Origin of the sequence: Bosea sp. PAMC 26642 (genome assembly GCF_001562255.1) — a bacterium.
GTDB lineage: Bacteria > Pseudomonadota > Alphaproteobacteria > Rhizobiales > Beijerinckiaceae > Allobosea.
Map to the genome: position 1 here is coordinate 520,360 of NZ_CP014301.1, position 12,224 is coordinate 532,583.

Consider the following 12,224-nt stretch of genomic DNA (forward strand, 5'->3'; position numbering starts at 1 on the left):
TTGCTTTAGCCCCGAGACATTGGCATTGCGGACGCCAAGGTCAAGCGCGGCCATCGTCGCATCCGGCCCTGGAGATTGCACGATCATGTCAGCCTGGCCGACCGAGATCCGCCTGTCGAAGGATCGTAGAACACTGCATGTCACTTTCGAGGACGGCGCGTCCTACGCGCTGCCGGCCGAACTGCTGCGCGTCGAGAGCCCCTCGGCCGAGGTCCAGGGCCACGGCCCGACGCAGAAGAAGACCGTGCCCGGCAAGGCCGATGTCGAGATCCTCAAGGTCGATCCGGTTGGCCACTATGCCGTCAAGCTGACCTTTGACGACATGCACGACACCGGCATCTTTGCCTGGGTCTATCTGCGCGAACTCGGCGAGCAAGGCGAGGCGAAGATGCAGGCCTATCTCGACGCGCTGGCCGAGCAGGGACTTTCGCGTGAGCGGGGAGGGCGGCGATAGGCCGGTCGCGCGGAGCTTTTCCGATGTCAAAACAGGGCATTTCCGCGTAAATCCGGTAAAGCCATGGACCCCACCGCCCTGACACCGACGCTGTCCGCTCACGGCCCCCTGCTGCTGACGGCCGCCCACGTCGCTACCGCAGGCATCGTCACGATCCATGCCTTGCTAGGAAAGCGCGACGTTCCCGCCGCCATCGGCTGGATCGGCCTGGCCTGGCTTTCGCCCTTTTTTGGTCCGCTGCTTTATTTCGGCTTCGGCATCAACCGGGTGAAGCGCCGCGCCCGGCGCCTGCGCGGCGCAAGCGAGGGCGGCACCGGGCCTGCCACGGCCGAGACCGTCCCCGCTGGTCCTTCCGACAGTCTGCAGATCGCGGTTGGAGCGATCACCGGATTGCCGACGGAGCCCGGCACGGTCGTCGCGGTGCTGGACTCCGGCGACGAAGCCTATCCGCGGATGCTGGCGGCCATCGACGGTGCAAGATCCAGCATCGCGCTCTCGACCTTCATCTTCCGGGCCGACGAACTCGGCCTGCGCTTCGTCGAGGCGCTGGCCCGCGCGCATGACCGCGGTGTCGCGGTTCGGGTTCTGATCGACGGCTTCGGCGGCGGCTTCTTGCTGTCCCGGGCTTACCACCGCTTGCGCCGGCGGGGCGTGCCGGCCGCCCGCTATCTTCATTCCCTGCTGCCATGGAAGATGCCACTGCTCGATCTGCGGCTGCACAAGAAGATTCTCGTCGTCGACGGTGAGAAAGCCTTCATCGGCGGCCTCAACATCGGCGCCGAAAACCTGCTGGCGACGCAGCCGCGCGAGCCGGTGCGCGACATGCACTTCGAGGTCGAGGGGCCTGTCGTCAGGCAGGTCGCCGAGAGCTTCCAGGACGACTGGGCCTTCTCGACATTGGAGGTTCTCGACGGCCCGGAGTGGGCTTCGGCCGTGGATCGCGGCGGCAGCGCGCCTGCCCGCGTCATTTCCTCAGGGCCGGACCAGAGCGTCGACCAACTCATGCTGGTCCTGCTGTCGGCGATCAACTCCGCGTCGTCGTCGCTGCGGATCGTGACGCCCTATTTCCTGCCCGACGAGCAGGTCATCACCGCACTGCAGCTGGCCGCGCTGCGGGGCGTCGAGGTTCACATCGTCATCCCGGCGGTGAACAACCATCGCCTGGCGGGATGGGCGATGCAGGCGCATATCCGGCCGCTTATCAACGCCGGTTGCCACCTCTGGCGCTCTCCGCCGCCCTTCGATCACTCGAAGCTCGCGACGATCGACGACGCCTGGTGCCTGATCGGCAGCGCCAACTGGGATGCGCGCAGCCTGCGGCTGAACTTCGAGATCACGCTGGAATTCTACGATCGCGACCTGGTGCGGCGCCTCAACGACATCATCGACAGCAAACGGGGCCATGCCGTCACGCTGGCCGACCTCGATGCTCGCTGGCCCATGGTGAAGATACGCGATGCGGCGGCCAGGCTCACGATGCCCTACATTTAGATCTGCAGCAAAACCTGCGTCATTCCGGGGCGGCCCGCAGGGCCGAGCCCGGAACCCATATGCACAGCGGGCTGCCGGAAGAGGCGTTGTGGCGGCCTGTCGCTTCTTCCGGATGCGGTCGCGCTTATGGGTTCCGGGCTCTTCGCTCCGCGAAGCCCCGGAATGACGAGCCGCATTGCCGGTGATCGTCAGTTCGCGCGCAAGAAAAAAGGGCCGGCGTCTCCGCCGGCCCTTTCCAGCTCTCAGTGCAAAATGCTCAGCGCGCGACCACGACCCGGGTGCCGACCTTCACGCGCTCGTAGAGGTCGATCACGTCCTCGTTCAGCATCCGGATGCAGCCCGAGGAGACCGCCTGGCCGATCGTCTCCGGCTCGTTCGAGCCGTGGATGCGATAGAGCGAGGAGCCGAGATACATGGCGCGGGCACCCATCGGGTTCTCCGGGCCGCCCGGCATGAAGCGCGGCAGGTCGGGACGGCGCTTCAGCATCTGCGAAGGCGGTGTCCAGGTTGGCCATTCGGCCTTGCGGGTGATGTTCTGCGAGCCGGCCCAGTCGAAGCCGGGGCGGCCGACGCCGACGCCGTAGCGCATCGCCTTGCCGTCGGGCATCACCAGATAGAGGCGACGCTCGCTGGTGTTGATCACAACGGTGCCGGGGCGCTGCTTGCCGTCATAGGAGACGACCTCACGCGGAATCGCGGTCGCCTGCGCCTTGGCGGGCTCGACGCCCTGCACGAGCGGCTGGCGGGTGAGGGGATCGATCTCATAGGCGGAAGCGGAGGTCGCGGCGGCGACCAGGCCGGCGATCATAGCCAGGCGGGAAAAACGGTTCATCTGGACCTCTAAAGGCGACGGGAAGGGGCGCGGGTCATGAAGTTGGCCCAAAAAGGTCAACGTCTTCTCAATTTTTTGTCAGACTCCTGCCGGAGTCGCAATTGCGACCCCATCACATCGGCGCGAGCCCAGGGCTTTGCGCACCGCCGTTGCGCACCTGCAACATAAACGGCATCCGTTCAGCTTCGCAGCACCACGCAGGCGCCGCCATTGGCCTGGATTCGGCGGCACAGGGCTGCGGCTTCGACACGTGTCGCGGCAGGCAGCCGCACCCTGTAGAAGGCACGCGTGCCGCGGCTGCGCAGCCTTGTGCCGATGACCATGGGTTGAAGCTCGCCGATGATGGCGCGGTGTCGGCTCCCCGCCCGCTGGAATGCACTCAGCGCCCGCGCTTTCGAGAAATTGCCGGCAAGCTGCACGCCCCACGGCGCGAATGGCGCTTCGATGGTGGCCAGTTGTGGCCTGCCGGCTCTGATCGACGCTAACGTCGTCAGGCAGAGCGCGGCACTGTCGGGGGCCGCTGCGCGGGCAGGGCGGTCGCGGCCCTCGCCATTGGCCGCCTCTCGCGCGTCGTCGGCCCAGGCCTGCGCCGTCGCTCCCGTGATCGCGAAGACGTAGTTCTCGGTCTCGAAGGGCAGGCCGCCGCGCCCGGCCATCCAGGCCGAGACCCGGCCAGGCCCGCCGTTATAGGCTGCGGCTGCGAGCCCCCAATTGCCGAAGCGCTGGCGCAGCTCCGCCAGCAGATGGGCGGCCTTGGGTAGGGCCTGCTCGGGATCGAACGGATCGGCCAGACCGCGCTCGCGTGCCGTACCGGGCATGAACTGCGCCACGCCCTGCGCACCTGCCGGGCTGGTGACGCCGGCGCGAAAGCTCGATTCCTGGAAGATCAGCCGCGTCAGGAAGGCGGGCGGTACGGCGTTGGCAACTGCGGCATCGTCGATCAGGCGGCACAGCGCCGCATCGATGCCCGACGAAGGTGGCTCCTGCGCCGCGAGAGCCTGCGGCAGACCGAGCATGACCGCAGCCAGAAGGGCGACCCGCCAACGCATGCGGCGACCGTCAGGCCGACCGCTTGGCAGCGACGGCCGTGATCTCGATGGCATAGCCCGGCGAGGCCAGCGCCGCCTGGACGGTCGCGCGAGCCGGCGCCTGTCCGGGCGCGACCCAGGCGTCCCAGACCGCGTTCATCTCGGCGATTTTGCCGATGTCGGTCAGGAAAATCTGCACGCTGAGAATGCTCTCCTTGCCGCTCCCGGCGCTTTCCAGCGTCTCTTCCAGCAACGCCAGAACCTCCGCCGTTTGCTCCGCCAGAGCGGCGCCCTGCGTCGTCTCGGCGACATGGCCGGCGAGGAAGACGATGCCGTTGAAGGCCGCCGCGTCGCACCAGCGTGGTGTCAGGCCCGTCCGTTCGATGGTCATTGTGAGGCAAATCCCTGTCCAAATCGGTGGTGATTCCGGTGTCCACCCTATCCTTGACGCGATCCGGCTCCGCGACTAGGAGAAGGGCCGGTGCGGGCGACTAGCTCAGCGGTAGAGCACTCCCTTCACACGGGAGTGGTCACAGGTTCGATCCCTGTGTCGCCCACCATCGCCGCCCAGCGCGTCGCGACCTTGGCAACGGCCCCCGGCAGTTCGTCGAAATGCTGGATCACCATATCCGGATTCAGCGTCCCGATCGCCACGTCGGTATAGCCGAACGGCACGCAGATCGACGGGATTCCGGCAGCCCTCGCCGTGTCGATGTCGGTGCGTGAATCGCCGATCATCACGGCACGTTTCGGATCTCCGCCGCCTGCTTCGATCGTCATCGTCAGATGCCGCGGGTCGGGCTTGTGGAACGGGAAGCTGTCGCGCCCCGCGACGGACGCGAAGCGCTCGGTGATGCCGAAATGGTCGAGGATCAGCCGCGTATGCAGGATTGGCTTGTTGGTGCAGACCGCGAGCAGGTAGCCCTCCGACGAAAGCGCCTCCATCGCCTCGAGAACACCGTCGAACAGGAAACTGTCCGCCGCCACATCCTGCGCATAGATCAGCAGGAAATCCTCGAACAGCCTCTCCAGCGTCTCGGCGTCGAGCGGCCGGCCCGAAACCTTGAAGCCGCGTTCGATCAGCGCCCGCGCACCGGCTCCGACCAGCTCGCGCGCCCGCTCCAGCGGCAGAACCGGCAGGCCTTCGCGCGCGAGGATGACGTTCAGCACGCGCATGATGTCGGGCGCGGTCTCGGCGAGCGTGCCGTCGAGATCGAAGACGACGATGGGGGGCAGGCTCATGGCGTCGCTCCGTTGGAAGGGGGCTTGAAGCGGTTTCACCTCCGCTTGGCAAGCGCGACACTGCTGACATCGTCAAACGCATCGCCAATGGTGCTAACGTCCCGTTGATTCGTCAGACGAGGTCCGGCCGTGTCGAACATCAGGGAAAAATGCGTCTCGCGCCGGGGCTGCATTGCCTCGCTCAGCGGCATGATCGCTGTCGCATTGTTTGCGGCCTCTTCCGCTGAGGCCGCTCCCTTCGAGTTCGCGCCCGCACCGCAGACCGACCTCAACCGCATCTATCGCATCGACAAACCGACCGGTGAGGTCGGCGCCTGCCAGTTCCAGCTCAAGGAAGGCGGCATCGGCGTCACCGTCTGCTTCCCGCCGGGCGAGGGCGCGGGTCCCCAGGCCCCCAGCGACTATCTCCTGATGCCCTCGCGGCACGAGCGCGAGGGCGGCATCTTCCGGGTCAATGTCCGCACCGGCGAGATGAGCATCTGCTACGTTTTCGACGACAAGGTCGTCTGTACCCCACAGGCGAAATAACGCGCTTCCACGAAGGCATGGCTGCGCAGATAATGCCGTCGCCATGCCAGATTGGCTGTCGAAATCGGCAGCCCGGGCGTGGTAGAGCCACCGGCATCAATCCTGTGCTCTGCCGGAGGCCGCCATGCTGAAGCTCAACGACCCGTCGCTCCTGAAGTCGCAGTGCCACATCGATGGCGCCTGGATCGGCGATGGCGTCGATGCGGTGGATAATCCCGCGACCGGCGAGGTTCTGGCCAGGGTGCCGCGCTTCGGCGCCGAGGAGACCACGGCTGCCGTCGAAGCCGCCTCGCGCGCCTTCAAGCCCTGGGCGAAGAAGAGCGCCAAGGAGCGCTCGCTGATCCTGCGCAAATGGTTCGACCTGATCATGGCGAACCAGGAGGACCTCGCCCAGATCATGACCGCCGAGCAGGGCAAGCCCCTGACGGAATCGCGCGGCGAGGTCGCCTATGCCGCCTCCTTCGTCGAGTTCTACGCCGAGGAAGCCAAGCGCATCTATGGCGAGACCATTCCCTCGCCCTTCCCGAATTCGCGCATCATCATCCAGAAGCAGCCCGTCGGCGTCTGCGCCGCGATCACGCCCTGGAACTTCCCGGCCGCGATGATCACCCGCAAATGCGCGCCCGGCCTCGCCGCCGGCTGCACCTTCGTGGTTAAGCCCGCGCCTGATACCCCGCTGACGGCCTTCGCCCTGATCGAACTCGCGATCCGGGCCGGCTTCCCCGACGGCGTGCTCAACATCGTCACCGGCGATGCGGTCGCGATCGGCAAGGTCATGACCAGCCATCCCGCCGTGCGCTTCATCGGCTTCACCGGCTCCACCCCGGTCGGCAAGCTCCTGATGCAGCAGGCGGCCTCGACCGTGAAGAAGGTCGGGCTCGAACTCGGCGGCAACGCACCCTTCATCGTCTTCGACGACGCCGATGTCGACGCCGCCGTTCAGGGCGCCATCGCCGCCAAGTTCCGCAACATGGGCCAGACCTGCGTCTGCACCAACCGGCTCTTCGTGCAGGACGGCGTCCATGACGAGTTCGTCGCGAAGTTCGCCGGCGAGGTCGCGAAGATGAAGGTCGGCAACGGCACGGAGGTCGGCGTCGTCCAGGGCCCGCTGATCAATGAGCGCGCGGTCGAGAAGGTCGAGCGCCACGTCGCCGATGCGGTCAGCCATGGCGCGAAGGTCGTTGTGGGCGGGCATCGTCACGCGCTCGGCCGCACCTTCTACGAGCCGACCGTGCTGTCGGGCGTCACCACGAAGATGCTGGTGACCAACGAGGAGACGTTCGGCCCGGTCGCGCCCGTCTATCGCTTCAAGACCGAGGAGGAAGTCGTGGCCATGGCCAACGACACGCCTTTCGGGCTCGCCGCTTATTTCTATTCGAAGGATCTCGGCCGTGCCTTCCGGGTCGCCGAGGAGCTCGAATACGGCATGGTCGGCATCAATTCCGCGATGCTGGGCACCGAGGTCGCCCCCTTCGGCGGCGTCAAGGAATCGGGCCTGGGTCGCGAGGGCTCGCTCCACGGCATGGATGAGTTCGTCGAGATCAAATACATGCTGATGGGCGGGCTCGGCGCGTGACGCAGGACGATCTCAAGAAGCAGGCGGCAGCCCGCGCGCTCGAACTGGTCAGGCCGGGGATGCGGCTCGGCCTCGGCACGGGCTCGACAGCGAAGCATTTCGTCGATCTGCTCGGCGCGCGCGTCAAGGCCGGCCTCGACGTGATCTGTGTCGCGACGTCGGAGTTCACGCAAGCGCAGGCCCTCTCGCTTGCGATCCCGATGTCGACGCTGGGCGAGACGCCCGAACTCGACCTCACCATCGATGGCGCCGACGAGGTCGATTCCGAGTTGCGGCTGATCAAGGGCGGCGGTGCGGCGCTGCTGCGCGAGAAGATCGTCGCCAGCGCCTCGAAGCGCATGGTCGTCATCGCCGATGACGGCAAGCTGGTCTCGATGCTTGGCCGATACCCGCTGCCGATCGAGGTCGTGCCCTTCGGTATCGAGGTTACGCGGCGCGCCATAGCCGCCGCGATCGCGGCTGCCGGTTGCGCGGGCGAACTGAAGCTGCGTCGCCATTCGGACGGCACGCCGCTGGTCACCGATGGCGGCCACCACATCTTCGATGCGCATCTTGGCGCTATCGCGCAGCCCGAGGTGCTGGCTGCCGCGCTGACCCGAGTGCCGGGCGTGGTCGAGCACGGTCTTTTCCTCGGCCTCGCCTCGGCCGCGATTCTGGCGGGCGTCGACGGTCTCGTCTGCCTGGGTACGATCGAATGATTCCATTCTCGCGCAAAGCACGCTAAGGAACGGCCAAGCAGACCGGCGGCTCGTCCGGCGGTCGCGATTCCACGCCGCTTCGGCGAAACGAAATCCGCAGATGCTGGGTGTGCTGACTGATAGAGTGCACCCACCGATACGGCTCCCGACCGGGCGGCCGCATGAGTGAAGGGGCCTGTCGCCATGAACCGTTTTTCGATCGCAGGCGCCGCCTTCGGCCTCGCCCTTGTCGTGTCCGTGCCGTCCTTCGCGCAGGCGCCAGCGCCCGCCCCGGCGGTGGCGCCGTCGGCTCCGTTGACGCCGACCCACATCCAGCTCGCGCGCGACCTCATCCAGATCACCGGGCTGTCTGGCTCCTTCGACGCGATCTATCCCGAGTTTCGCAAGGAGACGCAGCAACTCGTCTCCTCGACGCGGCCGGAAATGCTCAAGGATTCCAACGAGGTCGTCGCGGCGCTGAAGCCCGAGGCGGACAAGAAGCGCGACGAGATCATGACGAGCGCTGCGGTGATCTTCGCCCAGAAGATGCCGGAGGCCGACATCAAGGAGATCGTCTCGTTCTTCCGGTCCCCCGTCGGCCAGCGCTACAACCTGACGCGCAACCAGGCTCTGGACGAGATTTTTGGCGTGCTGCAGCCCTGGTCGGTCCAGACCAGCAACTTCCTATTCGACCGCTTTGCCGAAGAGATGCGCAAGCGCGGCCACAAGCTCTGACCCTGTCCGGGTGAACACACAAAGCCCGCCGGCGCACCGCGCCGGCGGGCTTTTCGTTTTGCCGGTGAGGCCTCGGAGGCCTCAGTTCACCGGGCCGCGACGGCCGAGCTCGTCGATCGTCGGATCGGCAGGCCGCACGCCGCTGGCGCGGTTGACCATCACCGTCACGACCCAGAGCACCACGCCGATTGCGATCAAGGCCCCGGCGATCTGGTACTGCACCATGTCGCGCCCCGTCCACGGCCCCGCGAAGAAGGCGCAGGCCAGCGCACCGAGAATCGGCAGCAGCGTCGGCGTGCGGAAATGCTCGTGCTCCACCTTGTCCTTGCGCAGCACCAGCACGGTGATGTTGACGATGGTGAAGACGCAAAGCAGCAGCAGCGCCGTCGTGCCGCCCAGCGCCGGCACCTCGCCGACGAAGGTGATCAGCCCGAACGCCAGCAGCGTCGTGAAACCGATCGCGATATAGGGCGTACGCCGGGTCGCATGCACCTTGCCGAGCAGCGGCGGCAGCACGTGCTCGCGGCTCATGCCGTAGACCAGCCGGCTCGCCATCAGCATGTTGATCAAGGCGCTGTTGGCGACCGCGAACATGGTGATGAAGCCGAAGATCCAGAGCGGGAAGTTGGGCGCGCCGGCCTGAACCACCTTCAGCAGGGGTGTCTCGCCCTCGCCCAGGTCCTGTGGCGAGACCAGCGTGATCGCCGATATCGACACCAGAACATAGATCACCCCGGTGATGACGAGGCCCGCCAGCAGCACCTTCGGGAAGATGCGGCTGGGATCCTTGCATTCCTCGGCCATGTTCACCGAATCCTCGAATCCGACCATGGCGAAGAAAGCGAGCGTCGTCGCGGCGATCACCGGCCAGAACGCTCCGGAATCGCCCGTCGTCTTGAACTCCAGCACGCGCGAGACGTCGCCCTGGCCCGCCATGATGGCCATCAGGCCGATGCCGATGATGATCAGAAGTCCGGTCAGCTCGACGCAGGTCAGAACGACATTGGCCTTGACGCTTTCGCCGACGCCGCGAAGGTTCACGGCCGCCACCAGCGCCATGAACCCAAGCCCAATCAGCGTGATGCCGAACCCGCCCGAAAGTCCCAGGCCGAAGGCATTGGACATGTTGGCGGCAAAGGCGCGCGACGCCGTCGAGGCCGAGGTGATGCCTGAGCACATCACCGCGAAAGCGACGATGAAGGTGATGAAATGCACGCCAAAGGCCTTGTGCGTATAAAGCGCCGCACCGGCCGCCTTCGGATATTTCGTGACCAGTTCGAGATAGCTGAAGGCGGTCACCATCGCGACGATGAAGGCGATCAGGAACGGCAGCCAGACCACACCGCCGACCTGCTTGGCGACCTGACCGGTCAGCGCATAAATGCCCGTGCCGAGAATGTCGCCGACAATGAACAGAAGCAGCAGCCAGGGGCCCATCACGCGGTTAAGGGTGGGCTCGGTTGTCGGCGTCGTTGAGGCTGAAAGCGTGGCGTCAGTCATTGACATGTCTCCCGGGGACGGGCCGAGGCGTCAGGTTACGCCGGCCACCGCTCCCAAGGAAACACATTCACGCCACATTTGTTCAACCGCGGCGATCCCCTCGATCACCGTCGGGCGGAAGGCTCAATCCTCCGACGCCTTGAACTTGTTCAGCCCCTTCATCACGAAAGGCGCGACCAGCGCGATAAAGGCCAGACCCAGCAGCGTTGCCGAGATCGGATTCTCCAGCAGGATCATCGGGTCGCCGAGGCTGATCTGCAGGGCCCGGCGCAGCTGCGCCTCCGCCATCGGCCCCAGGATCAGGCCGACCACCATCGGCGCGACGGGATAGTCGTAGCGCCGCATGAGGTAGCCGAGATAGCCGAAGACGAAGAGCATCCCGAGCTCGACCGGCGAGGCGTTCACCGCGACCGTGCCCATCGTCGCGAAGACGAGGATGCCGGCATAGAGCCAGGGCTGCGGGATCGCGAGCAGCTTCACCCATAGTCCAATAAGAGGCAGGTTCAGGATCACCAGCATCACGTTGGCGATGAACAGCGAGGCGATCAGGCCCCAGACCAGATCGGGCTTCTCGGCAAAGAGCAGCGGGCCGGGGTTGAGCCCGTATTGCTGGAAGCCCGCCAGCATGATCGCGGCTGTCGCCGAGGTCGGCAGGCCCAGCGTCAGCAGCGGCACCAGCGTACCGGCCGCCGAGGCATTGTTGGCGGCTTCTGGCCCGGCGACGCCCTCGATCGCGCCCTTGCCGAACTCCTCGGGATATTTGCAGAGCTTCCGCTCCGTCGAATAGGACAGGAAGGTCGGCACCTCCGCTCCACCCGCCGGCAACGCGCCGATCGGGAAGCCGAAGGCGGTGCCGCGCAGCCAGGGAGCCCAGGAGCGCTTCCAGTCTTCCTTGGTCATCCACAGGGAGCCTTTGATCGGGATGATCTCCTCGGGGTCGCGGAAGCGCTTCGAGGCGACATAAAGCGCCTCGCCGACCGCAAACAGACCGACCGCCAATGTCGTGACCTCGACGCCGTTCAGCAGGTCGGGAACGCCGAAGGTCAGGCGCGCCTGTCCTGTCAGCTTGTCGATGCCGACGAGCCCGAGCGTGATGCCCAGGAACAGGCTGGTCAGGCCGCGCAGCGGCGAATCGCCGAAGGTCGCCGAGACCGTGACGAAGGCGACGATCATCAGCGCGAAGTAATCCCAGGGGCCGAACTTGACCGCGACCTCGACCAGCCAGGGCGCCAGGAACGCAAGCCCGATCGTCGCGATCGTGCCGGCGACGAAGGAGCCGATCGCCGACGTCGCCAAAGCGGGTCCGCCGCGTCCGGCCTTGGCCATCTTCGAACCTTCGAGCGCGGTCGCGAGCGAGGCGCTCTCGCCGGGTGCGTTCAGCAGGATGGCGGTGGTCGAGCCGCCATACATGCCGCCGTAATAGATGCCGGCAAACATGATCATCGAGCCGGCAGGATCGAGCTTGAAGGTGACGGGCAGCAGAAGCGCCACCGTCAGTGCCGGACCGATGCCCGGCAGCACGCCGACGGCGGTGCCCAGGAACACGCCGATCAGGCAGAACATCAGCTTGGAGGGCTCGAGCGCGACGGAGAAGCCGTGCAGCAATGCGACTGTGGTTTCCATGATCGCTCGCCTCAGATGAACAGGTGTTCGAACGGCCCCGCCGGGAGCAGCAGGGTCAGGAGCTTGGCGAAGACCATGAAGATGACGAAGCCCAGCACGAAGCCGATCACCGCATCGACCAGGAGGGCGCGCCGGCCGAAACCGCGCGCCGTGCAGGCGAAGACGATGGTGACCGCGATGACGAAGCCGCCGCCGAGTGCGATGCAGGCGATCAACCCCACAAGCCCGGCGACGATCCAGAGCAGCGCTGCGCCGTCGGCGGCCTCGGGCTTCGGCAAGCCCCCGCGGAATGCGACGAACAGATGGGCCAGGCCCAGGATCACGAGGCCGGCGCAGGCAACATAGGGCATGGCGGTCGGGCCGATGCCGTAATTGGAGGTGATCGTCTGCTTCGAAGCGTCATATCCGACGATCGCGGCCACGACGAGCAGGAGTATGCCCACGATGAGGGCCGGTCGATCGGCGCCTTGTGTGATTTTTTCGTTCGTCATGGGGTCCATGGCCGGTCAGGCGGTTTGGCTGATCGAAAACGGGAAGC

At 66.2% G+C, this 12,224-nt stretch carries 13 protein-coding genes and 1 tRNA gene; 7 read left to right on the top strand and 7 right to left on the bottom strand.

The window, feature by feature from the left end:
* Positions 1-85: 85 nt before the first annotated feature.
* Together AXW83_RS02440 and AXW83_RS02445 are read left to right on the top strand one after the other, a co-directional pair.
* Positions 86-454, top strand: a complete 369-nt coding sequence (locus tag AXW83_RS02440; RefSeq protein WP_066610313.1) for a gamma-butyrobetaine hydroxylase family protein — start codon at positions 86-88, stop codon at positions 452-454.
* Between the two features lie 63 nt (positions 455-517).
* Positions 518-1,945 carry a phospholipase D-like domain-containing protein gene (locus tag AXW83_RS02445; RefSeq protein WP_082766902.1) on the top strand — a complete coding sequence of 476 codons (1,428 nt, stop codon included), beginning with the start codon at positions 518-520 and terminating at the stop codon, positions 1,943-1,945.
* A 256-nt stretch (positions 1,946-2,201) separates the two neighbouring features.
* On the opposite strand, the gene AXW83_RS02450 is transcribed toward AXW83_RS02445, so the two are convergent.
* The 3 genes from AXW83_RS02450 to AXW83_RS02460 form a co-directional block, all read right to left on the bottom strand.
* A complete protein-coding gene (locus AXW83_RS02450) occupies positions 2,202-2,777 on the bottom strand; it encodes a L,D-transpeptidase (RefSeq protein ID WP_066610315.1) in 576 nt (191 codons plus the stop codon).
* Positions 2,778-2,956: 179 nt separating this feature from the next.
* A complete protein-coding gene (locus AXW83_RS02455) occupies positions 2,957-3,826 on the bottom strand; it encodes a lytic transglycosylase domain-containing protein (protein WP_066610316.1) in 870 nt (289 codons plus the stop codon).
* 10 nt (positions 3,827-3,836) lie between these two features.
* On the bottom strand, positions 3,837-4,196 hold the full coding sequence (locus AXW83_RS02460) for a RidA family protein (RefSeq protein WP_066610322.1): 360 nt from the start codon (positions 4,194-4,196) through the stop codon (positions 3,837-3,839).
* A 94-nt stretch (positions 4,197-4,290) separates the two neighbouring features.
* On the opposite strand from AXW83_RS02460, the gene AXW83_RS02465 reads away from it, so the two are divergent.
* A tRNA-Val gene (locus tag AXW83_RS02465) sits at positions 4,291-4,365 on the top strand.
* Here the strand turns inward: AXW83_RS02465 and gph are convergent.
* Complete coding sequence (gene gph / locus AXW83_RS02470; RefSeq protein ID WP_082767440.1) at positions 4,322-5,047, bottom strand: phosphoglycolate phosphatase; 726 nt, start codon at positions 5,045-5,047, stop codon at positions 4,322-4,324. The genes AXW83_RS02465 and gph overlap by 44 nt on opposite strands.
* Positions 5,048-5,236: 189 nt before the next feature.
* Between gph and AXW83_RS02475 the strand changes: the two genes are divergently transcribed.
* The 4 genes from AXW83_RS02475 (at position 5,237) to AXW83_RS02490 (ending at position 8,563) form a co-directional block, all read left to right on the top strand.
* Positions 5,237-5,575 (top strand): hypothetical protein, encoded by a 339-nt coding sequence (locus AXW83_RS02475; protein WP_082767441.1) that lies wholly within the window; start codon positions 5,237-5,239, stop codon positions 5,573-5,575.
* A gap of 124 nt (positions 5,576-5,699) precedes the next feature.
* Positions 5,700-7,151 carry an NAD-dependent succinate-semialdehyde dehydrogenase gene (locus AXW83_RS02480; RefSeq protein ID WP_066610326.1) on the top strand — a complete coding sequence of 484 codons (1,452 nt, stop codon included), beginning with the start codon at positions 5,700-5,702 and terminating at the stop codon, positions 7,149-7,151.
* 59 nt (positions 7,152-7,210) lie between these two features.
* A complete protein-coding gene (rpiA, locus tag AXW83_RS02485; protein WP_442855239.1) occupies positions 7,211-7,849 on the top strand; it encodes a ribose-5-phosphate isomerase RpiA in 639 nt (212 codons plus the stop codon).
* Positions 7,850-8,032: 183 nt separating this feature from the next.
* Positions 8,033-8,563, top strand: coding sequence for a DUF2059 domain-containing protein (locus AXW83_RS02490; protein ID WP_066610330.1), 531 nt, complete (start codon positions 8,033-8,035; stop codon positions 8,561-8,563).
* Positions 8,564-8,644: 81 nt separating this feature from the next.
* Here AXW83_RS02490 and AXW83_RS02495 read toward each other — a convergent pair whose 3' ends face one another.
* From AXW83_RS02495 to AXW83_RS02505, 3 genes are all read right to left on the bottom strand, one after another.
* The gene (locus AXW83_RS02495; protein ID WP_156639709.1) at positions 8,645-10,063 is read right to left on the bottom strand and encodes an APC family permease; all 1,419 of its coding nucleotides are present in this window, start codon (positions 10,061-10,063) and stop codon (positions 8,645-8,647) included.
* Positions 10,064-10,186: 123 nt separating this feature from the next.
* Positions 10,187-11,686, bottom strand: coding sequence for a tripartite tricarboxylate transporter permease (locus AXW83_RS02500; protein ID WP_066610332.1), 1,500 nt, complete (start codon positions 11,684-11,686; stop codon positions 10,187-10,189).
* A gap of 11 nt (positions 11,687-11,697) precedes the next feature.
* Entirely contained in the window at positions 11,698-12,177 is a 480-nt protein-coding gene (locus AXW83_RS02505; protein WP_168166045.1) for a tripartite tricarboxylate transporter TctB family protein, read from the bottom strand.
* Positions 12,178-12,224 lie beyond the last annotated feature (47 nt).

Excerpts from the sequence above, each read along its gene's own strand:
- AXW83_RS02500 (WP_066610332.1), bottom strand. The coding sequence starts at position 11,686 with ATGGAAACCACAGTCGCATTGCTGCACGGCTTCTCCGTCGCGCTCGAG.
- AXW83_RS02440 (WP_066610313.1), top strand. The coding sequence starts at position 86 with ATGTCAGCCTGGCCGACCGAGATCCGCCTGTCGAAGGATCGTAGAACA.
- AXW83_RS02450 (WP_066610315.1), bottom strand. The coding sequence starts at position 2,777 with ATGAACCGTTTTTCCCGCCTGGCTATGATCGCCGGCCTGGTCGCCGCC.
- AXW83_RS02505 (WP_168166045.1), bottom strand. The coding sequence starts at position 12,177 with ATGACGAACGAAAAAATCACACAAGGCGCCGATCGACCGGCCCTCATC.
- AXW83_RS02495 (WP_156639709.1), bottom strand. The coding sequence starts at position 10,063 with ATGACTGACGCCACGCTTTCAGCCTCAACGACGCCGACAACCGAGCCC.
- AXW83_RS02490 (WP_066610330.1), top strand. The coding sequence starts at position 8,033 with ATGAACCGTTTTTCGATCGCAGGCGCCGCCTTCGGCCTCGCCCTTGTC.
- AXW83_RS02460 (WP_066610322.1), bottom strand. The coding sequence starts at position 4,196 with ATGACCATCGAACGGACGGGCCTGACACCACGCTGGTGCGACGCGGCG.
- AXW83_RS02445 (WP_082766902.1), top strand. The coding sequence starts at position 518 with ATGGACCCCACCGCCCTGACACCGACGCTGTCCGCTCACGGCCCCCTG.
- AXW83_RS02455 (WP_066610316.1), bottom strand. The coding sequence starts at position 3,826 with ATGCGTTGGCGGGTCGCCCTTCTGGCTGCGGTCATGCTCGGTCTGCCG.
- rpiA (WP_442855239.1), top strand. The coding sequence starts at position 7,211 with ATGCGGCTCGGCCTCGGCACGGGCTCGACAGCGAAGCATTTCGTCGAT.
- gph (WP_082767440.1), bottom strand. The coding sequence starts at position 5,047 with ATGAGCCTGCCCCCCATCGTCGTCTTCGATCTCGACGGCACGCTCGCC.
- AXW83_RS02480 (WP_066610326.1), top strand. The coding sequence starts at position 5,700 with ATGCTGAAGCTCAACGACCCGTCGCTCCTGAAGTCGCAGTGCCACATC.
- AXW83_RS02475 (WP_082767441.1), top strand. The coding sequence starts at position 5,237 with ATGATCGCTGTCGCATTGTTTGCGGCCTCTTCCGCTGAGGCCGCTCCC.